Raw genomic sequence first — 16,934 nt, forward strand, 5'->3', positions numbered from 1 at the left:
CGCTGCTGCCCACGCCGAGCGACCGCGATCGTGCAGGCCATCCTCGTCCTGCACCGCGTCGAAGCCGACCGCCACGCAGGATGAAAATGGCTCAGGGATGTCGGAAGGGTCTTCGCCTCCGATGCCGAGCGATACCTCGCTGTGACGGGCACGGAAGTAGAACCGCTCGCCACTCGGCAAGTGACCTTCCATCTGCACCGGAGCTGCCTCACACGTCATCTGCGCCTCCCAGCCTTCGCTTTGCAAGGTGGTGGGGAGGCGGAGCCAGGAGGCCATGTGCTGCTGCATCCACCCCTGTGGCGCAGTCTCCTGGTCCATGCGGTCATGGTTCCACATCACGTGGGGACCTTGGCCGCACGAGACACCTCTGGTGGGACGACGGACGAGCGTCGAATGCTGCTGGAGCCGTAGGGTGCCGGACATGCCTGAGGAAGAGGAAGTGGTTCTTCGTCTCGACCGACCGTCAGCGACGGCGCTTGCCGCCCTGATCTACAACGTCGGGGAGCACCAGGCCGCCGGCATGGCCATCGCTGAGCTGTCGATGGACGACAGCGAGCGGCTCGGACGGGTGCTCCGTGACCTGTGGCGAGCCTTGGGCGTCCCGCTTCCGTACGGTGGTGTCAGCGGCAGAGAACCTCGTCGCCGGATCTGAGTCCCCGCCCTGGGAGTCGCTACAGCACGGGCGGGCGTAAGAAGGGCTCAGCCAGCGACGAAGTGCTGGTGGCATCGGTCGCCAGCGGTGTCCGGCAGCAGGACACACCCGCACACCTGGCAAGTTCCCCAGCGGCCGTACCACGATCCCGTACGTCGGAATCGGGCGAGGGCGGCCCGCCAGGCATCCATATCGGCCTCGTCAGTCTCGCCGTCGACCCCCGCAGGATATCGGGGCTCGCTGCCGGCCAGGAAACCCGCGACGAAGTAGCGGGCCTCGTCCGACATCGCCCCCATCTCGGCGCGCGAGACGTTGTAACCCACGTTCTCGTGGGGACACCACGCTGCCATTCGCCCGGCGAACGTGTGGCCGTTACCGACCAGGACGTCACGCCCGCAGGGAGCCTCAAACCACAGCCGCTCATCGATCACCGGCTCATCGAGCGGAGCCCGCTCCCAACGCAGCGGGAGGCTCACCTTCGCCACTACGCAGGAGGGGACCGCCTCGTCGGACGGCGGGCGCCAAGCCACGAGACTGGCACCCCGTTCGTGGGCGAAGGCGATCGCCTCGTCCCGGGCCATCCGCTTCAGCTCTGTCCCGCTGTCGAGGTACACCTCGGCAGCCTCGATAGCCTCGTCGAAGCGGAAATCGGCCAGCGACCACATCCTGTCGGGCATGGACGAGGATCCTAGAGCTGCAGAGGAACGATCGGTTCAAGCATCAGCCGGGAATCGTCAGCACCTGCTCCTCGGCCAGCGGGATGCGCCGAGAACGATGCCCCGCCTGCTGGGTCGACGGGTCGACTTCAAGGCACGGAGCCGGTTCGAACTCGGGTCAGGCCCGGGCAGCGGGGAACACCTCACCAGAATCCCCGATGCTCCTATTTGACCCAGGCTGTGGGGCTACCGCGTCGGCATGCCACCGTGAGGGCTGTTGACGATCAAGCTGACCGATGTCGGGGCTAGGTAGGGGTGATCCGGGAAGTAGTCGATGTGCAGGTGGCCGCCGCCCTGGTCGGCCGCCATTGCCTCGACGTTCGACGCGAGGACGGCCAGCGGGGCGGAGGCGCCGGAAATCTGGAGAACACCGCGTGCGTCGTCTATCGAGATGAGGACCATGCGGTGGGCTGCGGTCGAGACCTGGAGGCCGGAGAGTGCGGTGCCGCCGAAGTCGTCCGTGGCGTCAGGCTCCGCAGCATGGCCTCCGCTTCCGGCCACGATCAGCGCGGCCAAGGCGTGGTATTCACCGGCGGTTCCGGAGATGTCGACTTCACCGGACGCTGGATAGAAAAGGATCTTCATGCGGAATCTCCATCGCTCCCGGCTCACCCTCGTGCCTGTTTCCCGCCGTGGCGCGCCGAGCCGGCAGGAGGGCATCGGCGGCCATCCGATTCGTGCGTCGCCCGCGCTAGTGATCGTCGATCATCGGCTCGGCCCACGCGGCGTGGTCGAACTCCCAAGTCCAGGTGATGCCGTCGGACCTGCCCGTGGCCGAGTCGACGGCAGCGGCGATCAGATGCTGCCCTGCGGGCACGATGGCGACCCGTCGCCGGACTCGCTTCGTGTGACGGATGCGGTACTTCAGGCCCTCGATGGCCACCACTCCGCAGTCGTTGCCCGGCTGGTCGACGGAGGACGAATCCACTATCACAGGCCAGCCTTCCTTGTGGGCCTTGTAGAGCCAGACCTCTAAGGCCCGTTGCTTGCCCTGGTTCTCCGATACCCGGGCGATGATTTCGACCGGGTCGGTACGGTTGTCCATCTCGTCCTCTGCCGTGGGCTGAGAATGCACCTTGTGGTTCGGGGTTGCGGTCTTTTGAGCGAACATGGATGACAGTCGCTGATGCCAGTCGCCCGGCCGGCGTGTGTCGACGCCGCCGGGGCGGCTCGGTTCTAACCTGGCGCGGAGACGGTCTTGACGATCGCCGTTGCCAGGGACGTCGCCTTCTCCTGAGCGATTGCGGCGACGTCGGTGGCGGTGCTCAGTTTGGGCGGCCAGAAGGTGAGCGCCTCGACACTGATGAGCAGCGAGCCGTGCGCGAAGATCAGCCGCGCGTTGCCCGGCAGGAACGGCATTCCTTCCGCGTTTTCCGGGTTCACCCGGCTCACCGTCGCCGTGGTCAGCCGCGCGCTCGTCGATCCGATGGTAATCGTGCGTGCGCCCCACCGGGCGGTGGCCATCCCGATGTTGAGTCGGAATTCCTTACTCGGGCAACGTGCGGTGCGCGCCCTACGCGCGGCCGCAGCGGCCGCCGAGGCATCGCGCAGACCGATCACCGTGATGTTCATAAGGGTTGTCGGGGGCTGGACGTCGGCGAAGATCCCTACGGGATTGACCTCCAGGCCCGCGCCCCACACCTGATCGAACTCCAACCCGCCCCCGTTCGACCGGTCGGGGTCGGCAATGAGCAGGTCGCAGGGTTCATAGGGCTCGCCGACCTCGATCGTGCGCTCCCGGATGTCGTCGCCGACGTCGGCCCGCTCGACCAGCTGGCGAATCGTCGCCATCAGCGCCTCTTGCTCGGTGGGCGATGCCGACGGCGCGGGATTCACGGAGGGCGCCGGAGGCGGTGGCGAGTCGGCTCGTGTGACGCAGCCGGCAAGGCCCAGTACCACCAGTACACCGGCGACGAAGGATCCGCCGCGAACCCGATCAACGATCCTCACGAATCCCCGCTTCCACTCGGGGTGCAGCATATGGCTCATCACGTCTGGCGTTTGCCCGTGCGCGGTCGCTGCGGTAGACGAGACACGCGGGAGCCGCTCAGGCTGGATGGTCGCGCAGGAACGACTGGGCCGCCACCTTAGCGGCCGCAATCGCCTCCTCTGTCCTGGTCGAAGGCGGGGCCCCATCCGACGTACAGCTCCAGGAAGCGATCGGCCACGGGTCGCAGTTCCGGCAACTGGGAATAGGCCGCGTGCCAGTAGATCTCGTACGCCAGGTCCTCGGCGTCACCGTCTCCCGCAACGATGTCCGCCGCTGCCATGCAGCGTGCCGTTGCCGAACATCGCGATCCGCTTGGCCTTCCGGGCACCGAGCGCACGTGCTCGTCGCGAGCACGATGTGCGCCTCGCCTGGATGCGAACACCCTGCCGTGCCGCATTCCGTTCATGTCCGCCAGTCGAGGCGATGGTGCGGCATCTCTACGTCGCTGGCGTGTTGTACCGGTCCAGCGTCGCCTTGGAGGTCGACGCGTCGCGGAAGACGAGCTCCCACGGGCCGGTGTTCACGTCCATGTCCTTGCCGAATCCGACCCACTTCCCGGCCATCCGTCGGCCCGTCGGCTCGGCCAGGAGCTGAATCGCCCCGTGATAGCGGGCGCCCCGGTAGTAACCGGCCGGGTCGGTCTGTTCCACCCAGGTGCCGGTGATGACGGCGCCGTCCACGGTGAGGTCCAGCGACAGGGACGAGGACGCCGATCCGGGCAAGCTTCGCGCGGTCAACCTGTCGCCGTGCTGCAGCAGGACGACGAAGTGCTGTCCGGCGAAGGACTCCTCCCGGCCGCTGGAGTAGTACTGGTAGCGGCTGAGCCATACGCCCTCGTACGACCTGTGGGCCGTGGCCGGCTTGGCCGTCGGCGTCGGCGTGGCCAGGCCCGATACGGGTGAGGTCAGGTCGTGGCCACCGTGTTGGTCGTCGGCGACGTGCCCGCCGGGCACTGCGGCGAAGCCGAGCAGTGAGATGGGCAGGCCGGTCACGACCTCCAGCGCGCGAGCGTAGACGGGGCGCGGTGCGGCGATCACGCCTGACTCCCATCGCTGGACGAGTCGCTTGTTGGCGTCGTTGGGCTCGCCGACGCGGTGGCCGGCGGCTTGGAGCGCGCGGGCGAAGTCGTCCTGGCTCATGCGCATTCCGGTACGGACGCCGCGCAGAACCGTGTTGGGGGCGGTCATGCCCGCCACGATAATGCGATGTCGCCTAAATGTCGCCACCTGTGTGGTCGGATTGTCGGCTCTTGTGCCGTCGCGATCGGTGACACCTGCACGTCACTGTGGACAGGGGGCGGCTGAGAGGGATGCCGCGTTTTCCCTGGCGGAGGTGGAGATGCCGAGCACTGACGACGAACCGTCGATGAGCCGGAGCGAACTGATCCACGCGATGAACCGAGGGGCGACAGAGAGGCGACCTCTCGCCGCTGCTGAGGCGGCTCGCGGCGAGGGCGTCGGTCGGTATTTTGCGTCGTCGGCGGTCTCCGGCCTCGGCGACCGCATCCAGGCGATGGAGCAGGAGATCGCCCGGCGCCGTTTGCTGGACCAGGCGCGAGGCGGGCAACGGTCCCCGGACGGCGACCCCTCGCGGGAGCGCCGCGCCTCGTACGACGCGTACCTGTCCGCCGCCGCGTTGACGTTCGCCCGGCGGCATCGGCCGGTCTGGTGCTGGCGGCGGTGGAGACGGGTCTGCCGGTGCGGCGCCGACCTGCCCTGTCATTCGCGGCACCGGATTCCGATCAACCGTGGTCACTGGCCGCAGGGGAGTGACGAGTGATCGGCGAGCCGGAGGAGACGATCCTCGCGGTTCACGTCCGGGGACTCGACGGCATGTGTGCCGGGTGCCGGGCGTGGTGGGCGCGGCTCACCCCGTACCCCTGCTGGCAGGTGGAATGGGCGACCAGCCGGCAGGCGCGGGCGGTTACCGCGCGGTTCCTGGAGGACGCGCGGTGACCACCCACGGCCCGGTCATGCCGGTCTGGACCTGCGGCGGCTGCGACCTGCCCTGGCCGTGCCCGACGCGGAGGCGGGAGCTGCGGGCGGAGTACGCCGGCGCGCCGGTGTCGCTGGCCCTGTACCTCGGCGCCTACCTCGTGCAGGCCTCGGAGGACATGCCGTGGGCGCCGGCCGGTGCACTGCACCGCCGCTTCGTCGGGTGGACCCGGGAGGCCCGTCCGTACGAGCGATATGACTGAGAGGCATAAATATGCCTCTCAGTCATATCGCTCGAAGTCATCAACCTTCAGGCAGGCATGACCCTGTGTGACCGGACGGCCCGGCGTCGCCGGCGGTGAGGGGCAGCGTGGGCCAGGCCGCCATGTCCTGGAGCATCTGCCGGTCGTGGGTGGCGACGACCACCGCGGCCCTGGTCGTCAGCAGGGCGGCGGTGAGGTCGTCGACGAGCGGCGCGGACAGGTGGTTCGTGGGTTCGTCGAGGATCAGCAGGTCGGGACGCTCGGCCAGGCGCAGCGCCAGGTTCAGCCGCCGTTGCTGTCCGTGCGACATCCGGCCGACCGGGGTACGCCGGGCCTCGGCGTCGAGCAGGTTCGTCGCGCCGAGCGGCAGGGCCGTGCCGGAGCCGAGGCGCCCGGTGGAGCGCAGCCGGCCCACGTGCTGCTCGTACAGGTCGTGGGCGAGCATCAGGGGCGGCCAGTCGGGCACCTCCTGGCCGAGGTACGCCACCCGCGCCCCGGACGGGTGACGGACCTCGCCGGTCGACGGCACGAGGTCGCCGGCCAGCACGGAGAGCAGCGTCGACTTGCCCGCGCCGTTGGGTCCGGTCACCAGCAGGCGGTCCCCGCCGTCGAGCGTGAGCGTGACCCGGGTACGCAGACGCCCGGTCACCGTCACGTCGTGGCACCGCAGGATCGGCAGTCCGGCCCGGGTGTCCAGCGGCGGCCAGCGCAGCGGCTGCGGTGGCTCCGGGACGGTGATCCGGTGCTCGTCGAGCGCCTCCTGCCGGCGTCGCAGCGCCTGCACCAGGCCGGGGGCGCGGGACTGGCGCTGGTGCTTGCCGTGGCCCTTCTCCGGACGCCAGCCGGTGCTGAGCCGGCCCTGCGCCTCCCGTACCGCGTCGGCCAGCCGCTGGTGCTCGGCCTGCTGCGCCTCGTGGTCGCGTACCCAGTGCGCGAAGTCGCGTCGGCGCCCGTCCTGCCAGGCGGTGTAGTCCCCGGCGTAGCGGCGCGGGCGCCCGTCCGCGCTGGGGTCGAGGTCGAGGAACTCCGTGGCCACGTCCCGCAGCAGGGCGCGGTCGTGGGTCACCAGCACCACGCCGCCCGGGTGCTCGCGCAGCCGCGCGGTGAGGAAGGCCAGGCTGGCCGCGTCGAGGTGGTTGGTCGGCTCGTCCAGCATCAGCAGGTCGACCCGGGCCCCGAGCAGGCACGCCAGCCGCACCCGGTAGCGCTGGCCGACCGACAGCGTCGCCAGCGGGCGGTCTCGGTCCGGGCAGGCGTCGAGACCGGCCAGTGCCACGTCGACGCGACGCTGCGCGTCCCAGGCGTCCAGCCGGGTCGCCGCGTCGAGTGCTGTGGCGTACGCGTCGTCCGCGCCCGCCCGGCCCTCGGCCAGCGCGTCGGCGGCGGCGTCCAGCGCCCGCAGTGCGCGTTCGGACTCCCGGATCGCCCCGTGGACGAGCGTGCCCACCGTCTCGCCGTTGCGCGCCTCCAGGTTCTGCCGGGCGACGCCGATCGTGCCCAGCCGTTCCACGGTGCCCTGGTCGGGCACGAGGATGCCGGCCAGCACGTGGAGCAGGGTGGTCTTGCCGCGGCCGTTCTCGCCGACGACCGCCAGGCGGGATCCGGCGGAGACGGTCACGCCGACGTCGGACAGCACGACCCGGCCGCCGCGTACGACGCGGACGCCGTCGGCCCGGACGTGCGCCCGGTGCCCGGCGGGCAGCGAACCGCCTGAGGTGGATGGGGATGAAGGTACGTGGTCGAGGTTGTTCACAGTCCGCTCTCGGCTCGTCGTGGAGCCGGGCAGCGCGAGGACACCGCCCGGCGGGAACGCCAGGACGGCGGAGCAGAGCTGGTACGTCAGAAGAAGCCGGTCACCCTGCCGCCGTCAGCGGAGGGACCAGGGCTTCATGACGGCGGCGTGGAACCTCATGCGGTGAAGGCTACCCGGGGCCGGGCCGGAGATCACCGGAGTTACCGGCGGAGGCGGGCGTCGGCCTCGGCGTCGAGCAGGTCGTTGACCGTCAGCGCCGAGTTGATCAGCGCGAGGTGGCTGAACGCCTGCGGATAGTTGCCGATCTGCTCACCGGTGGAGGCGATCTCCTCGGCGTACAGGCCGAGGTGGTTGCTGAAGGTGAACATCTTCTCCAGGGTGAGCCGGGCGTCGTCCAGCCGGCCGGAGCGGGCCAGCGCCTGGACGTACCAGAAGGTGCACATGTTGAACGTGCCCTCGTGGCCGGGCAGCCCGTCGGGGGAGTGCAGCGGGTCGTACCGGTGGACCAGGCTGTCCGAGACCAGATCCCGCTCGATCGACTCCAGGGTGGACAGCCACAGCGGGTCGCTGGGCGTGACGAAGCCGACCGCCGGCATGTAGAGCAGGGCGGCGTCGAGCACGTTCTCGTCGTACGCCTGCACGAAGCTGCCGCGTTCCCGGTGGAAACCGCGGGCCATGACCTGGTTGTAGATCCGGTTGCGTTGCTCGGTCCAGCAGCTCATGTCTCCGGGCCGGCCGGTCCGGGTGGCCAGCCGGATGGCCCGGTCCAGCGCCACCCAGGACATCACCCGGCCGAACGTGTAGTTGCGGGGGTGGTGCCGGCTCTCCCAGATGCCGGCGTCGCGCTTGTCCCAGTTGTGGCAGAGCCAGTCGACCAGGCGCACGGTGCTCTTCCACACCTGGTGCGACACCCGGATGCCCTGCTCGTCGGCGAGGTGCATGGCGTAGAGCGCCTCGCCGTGGATGTCGAGCTGGAGCTGGTCGGCCGCGCCGTTGCCGATGCGTACCGGGCGGGAGCCCCGGTATCCCTCCAGGTGGTCGAGCACCTCCTCGTGCAGGTCCGAGGACCCGTCCACCCGGTACATGATCTTCAGCGGGTCCTGGTGGTCGCCTGCTTCGCGGATGCGCTCGTCCAGCCAGTCCATGTACCGGCTGACCTCCTCGGTGAACCCGAGACCGAGCAGCGCGTGCACCGAGAACGAGGTGTCGCGTATCCAGGTGTAGCGGTAGTCCCAGTTGCGGGAGCCGCCGACCAGCTCGGGCAGCGCGGCGGTCGGTGCGGCGATCATCGCGCCGGTCGGCGCGTACGTCATGAGCTTGAGCGTGATGGCGGAGCGCTCGACCATCTCCCGCCAGCGCCCGGTGTAGCGGGAGCGTTCGACCCAGCGCCGCCAGTAGTCCCGGGTCCACTCGAACATGCCCTGGACCTCTTCCGGCGGGATGATCCGGGGTTCCTCACTGCCGGTCTCCAGGATCACCCCGCCGGTGTCGCCCTCCTTCAGCGTGCCGTAGGCGATCAGGTCGCCGCCCTCCATGCGGATCTCGCCGGTCTGGGCCCAGAGCTGCCGCACGGGGTCGATCGGGTTGAAGGTGAGCGTCGCCGACGGGCTGCGGAACAGGTAGCCGTTGCGGTGCCGCTCCAGGTCGTGGCGCTCGCGTGCGTAGTCGAACCGGGGCCGGCACTCCACCCGGAAGCGCATGCTGCCGCGCACCATGGTGACCATGCGCACGATGCGGTGCGAGTCGGTGACCCGTTCGCCGGTGACCGGCATGAAGTCCATCACCTCGGCGACGCCGTCCGCGCTGATGAACCGGGTGATCAGGATCGGTGTGCCGGGCAGGTAGAGCTGCTTGGTGACGTACCGGACCTCGTGCGGGGCGATCTGGAAGAAGCCGCCCTTGTCCTTGTCCAGCAGCGCGGCGAAGATGCTCGGCGAGTCGAAGCGCGGAGCGCAGAACCAGTCGATCGTGCCGTCACAGGTCACCAGCGCGGCGGTCTGGAGGTCGCCGATGAGTCCGTGATCCTCGATCGCCGGATAGCCCTTCACATCGCCCCCCAGGTTCCGACTGCCCTCTCCGACTCAACCTAGGGGAAGAATTGTCAGGTTAGGGGTGATTCGTAGTCACCCACCCGCCCGCGCGCCACGGTGCGCCTCGACCGCCCGCTGGGTCTCCGCCTGCACCAGGTCCGCGTTGATCATCGCCGCGGTCCAGGCGCCCGCCGCCGCGGCGGCGCCGACCTGCGCCGACAGGTTCGTCACGTTGCCCGCGACCCACACCCCAGGCACATCGGTACGCCCCGACTCGTCGGCCGGCAGGTACTCGCCCATCCCGCTGGGGTGCGGTTGCGGACGCAGGCCCAGCCCGGCCAGGAACCCGGCGCGCGCCACCATCCGGGGCGCGACTGTGAGCACCTCGCGGTCGACGGTGCGGCCGTCGCGCAGGCGTACCCCGGTCAGCCGGTCCCCGGCCGTCTCGACGGCCGCGACCTCGCCCTCGACCACGGGCACGCCGCGCGCGGCGAGCTGCTCGGCCTGCTCGTCGGTGAGCGGCGGCGCGATGTGCCGCAGGTAGACCACGTCGTCGCTCCACTGCCGGAACAGCAGCGTCTGGTGCACCGACATCGGGCCGGTGCCGATGACCCCGATGGGCCGCTCGCGCACCTCCCAGCCGTGGCAGTACGGGCAGTGCACCACGTCCCGCCCCCAGCGCTCGCGCAGGCCGGGTACGTCCGGCAGCTCGTCGACCAGGCCGGTGGCGACCAGCACGTGCCCGGCGCGTACCCGGCGGCCGTCCGCGAGCGCCACCGCGAACCCGTCGCCGTCGCGGTCCACCGTCTCGACCCGGCCCTCGGTCAGGTGCCCGCCGTAGCGGCGTACCTCGTCCCGGCCGCGCGCCAGCAGCTCGGCCGGCGGCACGCCGTCGTGCCCCAGCAGCGCGTGCACACCGTCGGCGGGCGCGTTCCGGGGCTCGCCCCCGTCCACCACCAGCACCGAGCGGCGTGCCCGGGCCAGCATCAGCCCGCCGTTGAGCCCGGCCGCGCCGCCGCCGATCACCAGTACCTCGTAGTTCTCGGTCATCGTGACCACCTCCGCGACCAGACTGCGGCCGGACCCGGCAGAACTGCAAACTCCGTTGCTGATGTGGCAAACTGGCCGGCATGGACGACGACCTCGACCAGGCCCTCGACGCGGTCGGCCCCCGGCTGCGCGCGCTCCGCCGCGAGCGGGAGACCACACTCACCGACCTCTCCGCCGCCACCGGCATCTCGGTGAGCACGCTGTCCCGGCTGGAGTCCGGCGGTCGCAAGCCCACGCTGGAACTGCTGCTCCCGCTGGCCCGCGCGCACGGCGTCACGCTCGACGAACTGGTCGGCGCCCCACCCACCGGCGACCCGCGCGTCCACCTGCGGCCGGTCGCCGCGTACGGGATGACCATGCTGCCGCTCACCCGCCGCGCGGGCGGCATCCAGGCGTACAAGCTGATCATTCCGGCCGGCGGGCGGTCCGAGCCCGAGCCGAAGACGCACGAGGGGTACGAGTGGGTCTACGTGCTCAACGGGCGGCTGCGGCTCGTGCTCGGCGAACACGACCTGGTGCTCGAACCCGGTGAGGCGGCCGAGTTCGACACCCGCGTACCGCACTGGTTCGGCCGCGCCGACAGCGAGGGGGTGGAGTTCCTCAGCCTCTTCGGCAGCCAGGGCGAACGCGCCCACCTGCGCGCCCGCCCCCGCGCGTCCCGCTGAGCGGCGTCCGCGAACGCGCCCGCCGCGGCGCCGGGGGCGCGACGATCGGCGGGTGACCTATGCGGACGTCGGCGGGCTGCGGATCTGGTACGAGGAGCACGGCACCGGCAAGCCGCTGGTCCTGCTGCACGGCGGATACGGCTCGACGGAGACGTTCGCGCCGGTCCGGCAGGCGCTCGCCGCGCGCCGCCGGCTGATCGCCGTCGACCTGCGGGGCCACGGCCGCACCGGCGGTCTGGACCGGCCGCTGCGGTACGAGTCGATGGCCGAAGACGTCGCCGGGCTGCTGCGTCACCTCGGCCTGTCGCGCGCCGACGTGCTCGGCTACTCGCTCGGCGGCGGGGTGGCCCTGCGTACCGCGATCCAGCACCCCGCCCTGGTCCGCCGCCTGGTGCTCGTCTCCACGCCGTTCCGGCGGCACGGCTGGTACCCGGAGACGCTGGCCGCGATGTCCGCCCACGACGAGCGCGCCGCCGAACGCATGCGCGGCACCCCGCCGTACGAGCGGTACGCGCGGGTCGCGCCCCGCCCGCAGGACTGGCCCCTGCTCTGGGCCCGCAGCGGGGACCTGCTGCGGCGCGACTACGACTGGTCCGCCGAGGTGGCCGCGCTGCCGATGCCGGTGCTGCTGGTCTTCGCCGACGCGGACGCGATCCCGGTCGGTCACGCGGCGGAGTTCTTCGGCCTGCTCGGGGGCGGCCACCGGAACGCGGGCGGCGACGGCGCCGACCGTCCCGCGTCCCGGCTCGCGGTGCTGCCAGGGCTGACCCACTACGACGTGGTGGCCTCACCGGCGTTGCCGGCGGCGGTGCTGCCGTTCCTCACCCATCCGGCGCGCGCCCCCGGCTGACTCACCCCACGAGCGCCGGAGCCTCGGCCCGCTCGGCCGTGCGGGGGCGCAGCAGCGCGTACGCGAGCACGACGGCGACCACCACGAGCCCCGCGCCGACCGCGAACGCCGCGTGGAAGCCGCTGGTCAGGGCCGTTGCTCTGTCGTCGCCGAGCGCGACCCGGTCGGCGGTACGGGCGGCGGCCAGCGTGGACAGCACCGCGACGCCGAACGCCATGCCGAGCTGCTGGGTGGTGTTGAACAGCCCGGAGGCGAGACCGGCGTCCTCGGCGCGGGCGGCGGACATGCCGAGCGCGGTGAGCGCCGGCAGCACCAGCCCGAACCCGCCGGCGAGCAGCATCACCGGGAGCACGTCGGGCAGGTAGCGGCCGTCCACCGGCACCCGGGCCAGCAGCGCGAACATGGCGGCGAGCAGCACCAGTCCGGCGATCAGCACGGCCCGCTCGCCGAAGCGGGCGTTGAGCCGGGCCGAGACGCCGAGCGACACCGCGCCGATGACGACAGCGGCCGGGAGCAGCGCCAGCCCGGTGCGGGTGGCGTCGTAGCCGAGCACCTGCTGGAGGTAGAGCGTGACGAGGACCTGGAACGCGAACGTCGCGGCCACGGTGAGGATCTGCACCACGTTCGCCACGGCGACGCCGCGCGAGCGCAGCAGCCGCAGCGGCATGAGCGGGCGGCGCGCGGTGGCCTGCCGGACCACGAACCCGGCGACCAGCGCGGCGGCGAGCGCGCCCAGGCCGAGCGTGTGCGCCGACGTCGCCCCGTACCGCTCGATCGTGACCACCGTGTAGATGCCCAGCACGAGCCCGGCGGTGATCAGCAGCGCGCCCGCCACGTCGGCTCCGGCGGCCAGGCCCAGGCCCCGGTCGGCGGGCAGCGTACGGACCGCGAGCGCGATCGTGGCCAGGCCGATCGGCAGGTTGATCAGGAAGATCCAGTGCCAGCCCAGCGCGTCGGTGAGCAGGCCGCCGGCGACCTGGCCGATCGCCGCGCCGGCGGCGCCGGTGAACGCGAACACGGCGAACGCCCGCGCCCGCCCGGCGGCGTCGGGGAAGAGCGTGACCAGGATGCCGAGGCTCACCGCCGTGGCCGCCGCGCTGCCGATGCCCTGGAGGAAGCGGGCCGCGACGAGCGTGGCGCTGTTCGCCGCCACTCCGGCCAGCACGGAGGCGGCGGTGAACAGCGCGGTGCCGCCGAGGAACATCGTCCGGCGCCCGATCAGGTCGCCGAGCCGGCCGGCGAGCAGGAGCAGGCTGCCGAACGCGATCAGGTACGCGTTGACGACCCAGCTCAGGTCGGCGAGGGAGAAGCGCAGGTCGCGCTGGATGGCCGGCATCGCCACGGTGACGATGCTGCCGTCGAGGATGGTCATCAGGGCGCCGGTGGCGAGCACGCCGAGGGCGAGCCGCCGGGAGCGGGGAGCGGACATGGAGTCCTCCTGTCGAGAGGTGCGACAGGAGAGACCGTAGCGGATAGTTCCGTTACAGACAATCTATTGAGGGACTATTGGCGGGCCCGGCGGGCCGGCTTCGGGCTCTGCACAGGCGTGGCCAGGTGGCCTGCGGTCAGGCGTTCCAGCGCGCGCAGGAAGACCTTCCGCTCGTCGTCGGGCAGGCTCGCCAGCGCCTCGGCGTGCACCCGGTCGACGATCTCCTGGCTGCGCGCGGCCACCCGGGCGCCCTCCTCGGTGACCGCGATGATCCGCGCCCGCCGGTCCGTACGCGACGGACGCCGCTCGGCCAGCCCGGCCTGCTCCAGCGCGTCCACCGTCACCACCATCGTCGTCTTGTCCATGTCGCCCATCTCGGCGAGCTGGATCTGCGTACGCTCCTCGGGCAGCGCGTGCGCGAGCACGCAGTGCATCCGTGCGGTCAGCCCGATCTCGGCGAGCGCCGCCGCCACCCGGGTACGCAACACGTGGCTGGTGTGGTCGAGGAGGTACGACAGGTCCGGGGTGCTCATCCGCCCAGCGTACCGATGATTCCGTGGCGGATGATCCGGCTCGGATCCGGTCCGGGCCCGGATACGATCTTGTGAGATGTCGTCGGTGAGAGAGGTTGGGTGCGGTGAGCGACGAGCACGGCAGGCAAGTGGTGGTGGGTTACGACGGGTCTCCGGCCGCTAGCGCCGCCATCGAGGTGGGCGCGCTGCTGTTCCCCGGCGCGCACGCGTGGATCGGGCATCTGTGGACGCCTCCGTTCGCCAGCGAGGAACTGCGCAAGCGGCTCTGGACCGGCACCCGCAACATCAACGTGTTCGTGGAGGCGATCGAGCGCGAGGGCGGCCGGGAGGCCGACCGGATGACGGCGGTCGGCGTGATGCTGGGCCGGGCCGCCGGCTGGGACGCCGAGCCGCTCGTGTGCCGCAGCTACGGCGGCGAAGGGCTCCGGCTCGCCGAGCTTGCCGACGAGAAGCAGGCCGACGTGCTGCTGCTCGGCTCGCGGGGCCTCGGCGGCGCCCGCGCGGTGCTCGGCAGCGTCTCCGACATGGCCGTGCACTACAGCCCGCGTCCCGTGCTGGTCGTGCCGCACCCGCTGCTGACCGACGAGTACGACGCGCTCGCCGCCGGGCCGGTGGTGGTCGGCTGGGACGCCTCGGCCGGATCCGAGGCCGCGCTCGCCGCCGCCCGTCGCCTCTTCCCGGAGCGTGAGGTCGTCCTGGTCGCCGTCGACGGCGACGAGGGGGATGCGCCGGAGACTGTCGACGGGCAGCCGGTGACCACGGTGCGCGTCCGCGCCGGAGGCGGCGCTCCCGGCCGCGCGGTGGCCGACGCGCTCTCCGTCGTCGCCACCGAGCGCAAGGCGAGCGTGGTCGTCGTCGGTTCGCGCGGCCGCACGGCGGTCCGCAAGATCCTGCTCGGCAGCGTCGCCATGGCCACGCTGCACCGCGCCCACCGGCCGGTGATGGTGGTGCCGCAGAGCCCGGTCCGCGAAGCCGAGTAGTCCTCCGCGCCGACCTCACGGGTGTCTCCCCGGCCGGGGAGACACCCGTGGCGTTCCACCGCGTCACTGACGCCTGCGGCGTAGCCCGAGCCGGTCCGGCAGCGCCGCCCCGCCCGCGCCCGTCGGCGCGGCCCGGCCGTCCCCGCGTACCGTCAGCGGCACGGCAGCCACCAGCGCCAGCACCGCCGTGACCACCGCGACGGTCCGCCACCGCGTGCGCCGCGCGGTCCGCACCGCCCGGTCGTGCACCGGGTACGCGGGCACCCCGGCCGCCGCCTCCCGCAACGCCTCCCGCAGCCGTACGCTCACCGCTCGCTCCTCTCCGGAGTCCGCTCCAGAAGTTCGGGGACCAGTTCGCGGAGCCGGCGTACGGCGTCGTGCCCGTGCCGCTTCACGGTGCCCACCGAGCAGCCCAGCACCTCGGCCACCTGCGCCTCGGTCAGGTCCTCGTAGTAGCGCAGCACCACCACGGCCCGCTGCCGCGCGGTGAGCCGCCGCAGCGCCGCCACCACGCTCAGCCGCAACGCCGTCTCGTCGGTGTGGTCGCCGCCGCCGCGCTCGGCCGGCGTCGCGTCCAGCCGTTCGGCCACCCGCCGGCGGCGCCACCAGGAGACCTGCTGGAACGCCGGTCGGGCCCAGGATGGTTGAGACGGCCGTCCCTTCGGCGGGCGCTGGCACCCGTCGATGTGCGGGAACTATCCTCGGGCCACGAGCCAGTCGCCATCCGACGGAGTTGTCGATGCTGAAAGGTCTGGCAGCAGACCGGCACGCGCAGGGGGACAGCCGCCGGCTCAACCTCGGCGCGCTGCTGCGGCGCGTCCACCTGACCGGCCCGGTCACGCGCGTCGAGCTGGCCGACTGGATGGGCGTCAACCGCAGCACGGTCATGGCGCTCACCGCGGAACTGGCGGCGGCCGGCCTGGTCCGCGAGGTGACGGCGGGTGGCAGCGGGCGGGCCGGGCGTCCCTCGCGTGTGGTGCGTCCCGCCTCCGACACCGTCTACGTCCTCGCCTTCGACATCGCTGTGGACCGGCTCGTGGCCGCCCGCGTCGGGCTCGGCGGTGTGGTGGCGGCGCGGCTGGAGGCGGAACGGCCACGGGCAGGCGCCGACCTCGACTCCGTTGTCTCGGTGCTCGCCGACTTCGGGCGGGCGCTGCACCACGCCGCGCCACCCGGATCGGTCTGCGTCGGCGTGGGCGCCTCCTACTGCGGCATGATCCGGCCGGGCGACGGGATGGTCCGCTTCGGACCGGACATGGGGTGGGTGGACCAGGCGTTCGGTGCCGAGCTGGCCCGGCGGCTCGATTTGGGCCTGCCCGTCCTGGTCGGCAACGAGGCGCATCTCGGGGCGCTGGCCGAGCATCAGCGCGGCGCCGGTGTCGGCGTCCAGAACCTCGTCTACCTGCACGGTGACGTGGGTGTCGGCGGCGGGATCATCGTGGGCGGCGAACTGCTCGACGGCGACGGCGGGTACGCCTCCGAGGTCGGGCACATGCTCGTGAACCCGTACCAGGGACGGCCGTGCGGCTGCGGCTCGCGCGGGTGCCTGGAGGCCGAGGTCGGCGAGCGCGCGCTGCTCGACGTCGCGGGCCGCCCGGCACGGGAGAAGGGGCGCGAGGCGGTACGCGCGGTGGTCGCCGCCGCCGCTCAGGGAGAGCCGGCCGCCCGGGACGCGCTGCGGCACATCGGTGACTGGCTGGGCATCGGCGTGGCGAACGTGATCAACCTGTTCAACCCCGGCGTGGTGATCTTCGGAGGCACGCTCCAGGAGGTCTTCCCCGCCTCGGCCGCCCACGTACGCAGCCGGATCGCCGCCAACGTGCTGCCCATCTCCCGCGACAAGGCCCGCCTGCGCGTGTCCGCACTCGGCTACGACGCCACCTTGATCGGCGCCGCCGAACTGGGCTTCTCCCCGTTGTTCGCCGACCCCCTGGGCGTCCCCACTGCCGGGTGAGCCGCGCCGTGCACCGCCGCGCCTCCAGCCCTCTCGATCGCGTTGATCTGTGAGTGGGGTTGTCAAGGGGTTTGGTGGTGGGTGGTGATGGTGCGGTAGAGCTGTCGGGCGATGTAGCGCTTGAGGCAGCGGGTG

Annotated in this window: 20 protein-coding genes and 2 pseudogenes; 9 read left to right on the plus strand and 13 right to left on the minus strand. The window is 71.9% G+C overall.

Going from position 1 to position 16,934, the window contains the following annotated elements; all coding sequences use genetic code 11:
* Together FB455_RS33315 and FB455_RS33325 are read left to right on the plus strand one after the other, a co-directional pair.
* Positions 1-84, plus strand: a pseudogene (locus tag FB455_RS33315) (IS5/IS1182 family transposase); the annotation flags it as partial.
* Between the two features lie 337 nt (positions 85-421).
* Positions 422-652: a hypothetical protein gene (locus FB455_RS33325; protein WP_225319893.1), complete on the plus strand. Its 231-nt coding sequence runs from the start codon at positions 422-424 to the stop codon at positions 650-652.
* Between the two features lie 47 nt (positions 653-699).
* Here FB455_RS33325 and FB455_RS33330 read toward each other — a convergent pair whose 3' ends face one another.
* The 6 genes from FB455_RS33330 to FB455_RS33355 all read right to left on the minus strand — a co-directional run bounded on the left by FB455_RS33330 (position 700) and on the right by FB455_RS33355 (position 4,554).
* On the minus strand, positions 700-1,329 hold the full coding sequence (locus tag FB455_RS33330) for a hypothetical protein (RefSeq protein ID WP_030274848.1): 630 nt from the start codon (positions 1,327-1,329) through the stop codon (positions 700-702).
* 225 nt (positions 1,330-1,554) lie between these two features.
* The gene (locus FB455_RS33335; RefSeq protein ID WP_030274849.1) at positions 1,555-1,953 is read right to left on the minus strand and encodes an Imm32 family immunity protein; all 399 of its coding nucleotides are present in this window, start codon (positions 1,951-1,953) and stop codon (positions 1,555-1,557) included.
* Between the two features lie 106 nt (positions 1,954-2,059).
* Positions 2,060-2,413, minus strand: a complete 354-nt coding sequence (locus FB455_RS33340; protein WP_377626673.1) for a hypothetical protein — start codon at positions 2,411-2,413, stop codon at positions 2,060-2,062.
* 131 nt (positions 2,414-2,544) lie between these two features.
* The gene (locus FB455_RS33345; protein WP_225319805.1) at positions 2,545-3,348 is read right to left on the minus strand and encodes a hypothetical protein; all 804 of its coding nucleotides are present in this window, start codon (positions 3,346-3,348) and stop codon (positions 2,545-2,547) included.
* Positions 3,349-3,455: 107 nt separating this feature from the next.
* Complete coding sequence (locus FB455_RS35045) at positions 3,456-3,638, minus strand: hypothetical protein (RefSeq protein ID WP_225319804.1); 183 nt, start codon at positions 3,636-3,638, stop codon at positions 3,456-3,458.
* Between the two features lie 157 nt (positions 3,639-3,795).
* Positions 3,796-4,554 carry a helix-turn-helix domain-containing protein gene (locus FB455_RS33355; protein WP_143025360.1) on the minus strand — a complete coding sequence of 253 codons (759 nt, stop codon included), beginning with the start codon at positions 4,552-4,554 and terminating at the stop codon, positions 3,796-3,798.
* A gap of 142 nt (positions 4,555-4,696) precedes the next feature.
* Here FB455_RS33355 and FB455_RS35050 point away from each other — a divergent pair, with 142 nt between their 5' ends.
* The 3 genes and pseudogenes from FB455_RS35050 to FB455_RS33370 all read left to right on the plus strand — a co-directional run.
* Positions 4,697-5,137 (plus strand): hypothetical protein, encoded by a 441-nt coding sequence (locus tag FB455_RS35050; RefSeq protein ID WP_225319803.1) that lies wholly within the window; start codon positions 4,697-4,699, stop codon positions 5,135-5,137.
* The gene (locus FB455_RS33365; RefSeq protein WP_030274856.1) at positions 5,134-5,313 is read left to right on the plus strand and encodes a hypothetical protein; all 180 of its coding nucleotides are present in this window, start codon (positions 5,134-5,136) and stop codon (positions 5,311-5,313) included. The genes FB455_RS35050 and FB455_RS33365 overlap by 4 nt, the downstream gene beginning before the upstream one ends.
* Positions 5,310-5,528 (plus strand): annotated as a pseudogene (locus FB455_RS33370) (hypothetical protein); the annotation flags it as partial. The gene FB455_RS33365 and the pseudogene FB455_RS33370, both read left to right, overlap by 4 nt.
* A 67-nt stretch (positions 5,529-5,595) precedes the next feature.
* On the opposite strand, the gene FB455_RS33375 reads toward FB455_RS33370, so the two are convergent.
* The 3 genes from FB455_RS33375 to FB455_RS33385 form a co-directional block, all read right to left on the minus strand.
* Positions 5,596-7,308, minus strand: a complete 1,713-nt coding sequence (locus tag FB455_RS33375) for an ABC-F family ATP-binding cassette domain-containing protein (RefSeq protein WP_225319802.1) — start codon at positions 7,306-7,308, stop codon at positions 5,596-5,598.
* Between the two features lie 200 nt (positions 7,309-7,508).
* Entirely contained in the window at positions 7,509-9,356 is a 1,848-nt protein-coding gene (locus tag FB455_RS33380) for a glycoside hydrolase family 15 protein (protein ID WP_047891099.1), read from the minus strand.
* Between the two features lie 75 nt (positions 9,357-9,431).
* The gene (locus FB455_RS33385; protein WP_145755764.1) at positions 9,432-10,388 is read right to left on the minus strand and encodes an NAD(P)/FAD-dependent oxidoreductase; all 957 of its coding nucleotides are present in this window, start codon (positions 10,386-10,388) and stop codon (positions 9,432-9,434) included.
* An 80-nt stretch (positions 10,389-10,468) separates the two neighbouring features.
* Here FB455_RS33385 and FB455_RS33390 point away from each other — a divergent pair, with 80 nt between their 5' ends.
* Together FB455_RS33390 and FB455_RS33395 are read left to right on the plus strand one after the other, a co-directional pair.
* Entirely contained in the window at positions 10,469-11,053 is a 585-nt protein-coding gene (locus FB455_RS33390) for a helix-turn-helix domain-containing protein (RefSeq protein WP_013287812.1), read from the plus strand.
* Between the two features lie 52 nt (positions 11,054-11,105).
* Positions 11,106-11,903, plus strand: a complete 798-nt coding sequence (locus FB455_RS33395; RefSeq protein ID WP_145755765.1) for an alpha/beta fold hydrolase — start codon at positions 11,106-11,108, stop codon at positions 11,901-11,903.
* Between the two features lies 1 nt (position 11,904).
* Here the strand turns inward: FB455_RS33395 and FB455_RS33400 are convergent, their stop codons facing one another.
* Positions 11,905-13,332, minus strand: coding sequence for an MFS transporter (locus FB455_RS33400; RefSeq protein WP_145755766.1), 1,428 nt, complete (start codon positions 13,330-13,332; stop codon positions 11,905-11,907).
* Positions 13,333-13,406: 74 nt separating this feature from the next.
* Positions 13,407-13,865 carry a MarR family winged helix-turn-helix transcriptional regulator gene (locus FB455_RS33405; protein ID WP_013287809.1) on the minus strand — a complete coding sequence of 153 codons (459 nt, stop codon included), beginning with the start codon at positions 13,863-13,865 and terminating at the stop codon, positions 13,407-13,409.
* 104 nt (positions 13,866-13,969) lie between these two features.
* Here FB455_RS33405 and FB455_RS33410 point away from each other — a divergent pair, with 104 nt between their 5' ends.
* Positions 13,970-14,845: a universal stress protein gene (locus FB455_RS33410; protein ID WP_013475639.1), complete on the plus strand. Its 876-nt coding sequence runs from the start codon at positions 13,970-13,972 to the stop codon at positions 14,843-14,845.
* Positions 14,846-14,908: 63 nt separating this feature from the next.
* On the opposite strand, the gene FB455_RS33415 is transcribed toward FB455_RS33410, so the two are convergent.
* Both FB455_RS33415 and FB455_RS33420 read right to left on the minus strand, forming a co-directional pair.
* On the minus strand, positions 14,909-15,154 hold the full coding sequence (locus FB455_RS33415; protein WP_145755767.1) for a hypothetical protein: 246 nt from the start codon (positions 15,152-15,154) through the stop codon (positions 14,909-14,911).
* Entirely contained in the window at positions 15,151-15,435 is a 285-nt protein-coding gene (locus FB455_RS33420) for a sigma-70 family RNA polymerase sigma factor (protein ID WP_225319801.1), read from the minus strand. The genes FB455_RS33415 and FB455_RS33420 overlap by 4 nt, the downstream gene beginning before the upstream one ends.
* A gap of 149 nt (positions 15,436-15,584) precedes the next feature.
* On the opposite strand from FB455_RS33420, the gene FB455_RS33425 reads away from it, so the two are divergent.
* Positions 15,585-16,799 carry an ROK family transcriptional regulator gene (locus FB455_RS33425; RefSeq protein WP_071098189.1) on the plus strand — a complete coding sequence of 405 codons (1,215 nt, stop codon included), beginning with the start codon at positions 15,585-15,587 and terminating at the stop codon, positions 16,797-16,799.
* Positions 16,800-16,934: the final 135 nt, after the last annotated feature.

The organism is Micromonospora sp. CNZ296, assembly GCF_007827635.1.

Coding starts and splice junctions, on each gene's coding strand:
- FB455_RS33325 (WP_225319893.1), top strand. CDS start 422: ATGCCTGAGGAAGAGGAAGTGGTTCTTCGTCTCGACCGACCGTCAGCG.
- FB455_RS33330 (WP_030274848.1), bottom strand. CDS start 1,329: ATGCCCGACAGGATGTGGTCGCTGGCCGATTTCCGCTTCGACGAGGCT.
- FB455_RS33335 (WP_030274849.1), bottom strand. CDS start 1,953: ATGAAGATCCTTTTCTATCCAGCGTCCGGTGAAGTCGACATCTCCGGA.
- FB455_RS33340 (WP_377626673.1), bottom strand. CDS start 2,413: ATGGACAACCGTACCGACCCGGTCGAAATCATCGCCCGGGTATCGGAG.
- FB455_RS33345 (WP_225319805.1), bottom strand. CDS start 3,348: ATGCTGCACCCCGAGTGGAAGCGGGGATTCGTGAGGATCGTTGATCGG.
- FB455_RS35045 (WP_225319804.1), bottom strand. CDS start 3,638: ATGGCAGCGGCGGACATCGTTGCGGGAGACGGTGACGCCGAGGACCTG.
- FB455_RS35050 (WP_225319803.1), top strand. CDS start 4,697: ATGCCGAGCACTGACGACGAACCGTCGATGAGCCGGAGCGAACTGATC.
- FB455_RS33385 (WP_145755764.1), bottom strand. CDS start 10,388: ATGACCGAGAACTACGAGGTACTGGTGATCGGCGGCGGCGCGGCCGGG.
- FB455_RS33390 (WP_013287812.1), top strand. CDS start 10,469: ATGGACGACGACCTCGACCAGGCCCTCGACGCGGTCGGCCCCCGGCTG.
- FB455_RS33400 (WP_145755766.1), bottom strand. CDS start 13,332: ATGTCCGCTCCCCGCTCCCGGCGGCTCGCCCTCGGCGTGCTCGCCACC.
- FB455_RS33405 (WP_013287809.1), bottom strand. CDS start 13,865: ATGAGCACCCCGGACCTGTCGTACCTCCTCGACCACACCAGCCACGTG.
- FB455_RS33425 (WP_071098189.1), top strand. CDS start 15,585: ATGCTGAAAGGTCTGGCAGCAGACCGGCACGCGCAGGGGGACAGCCGC.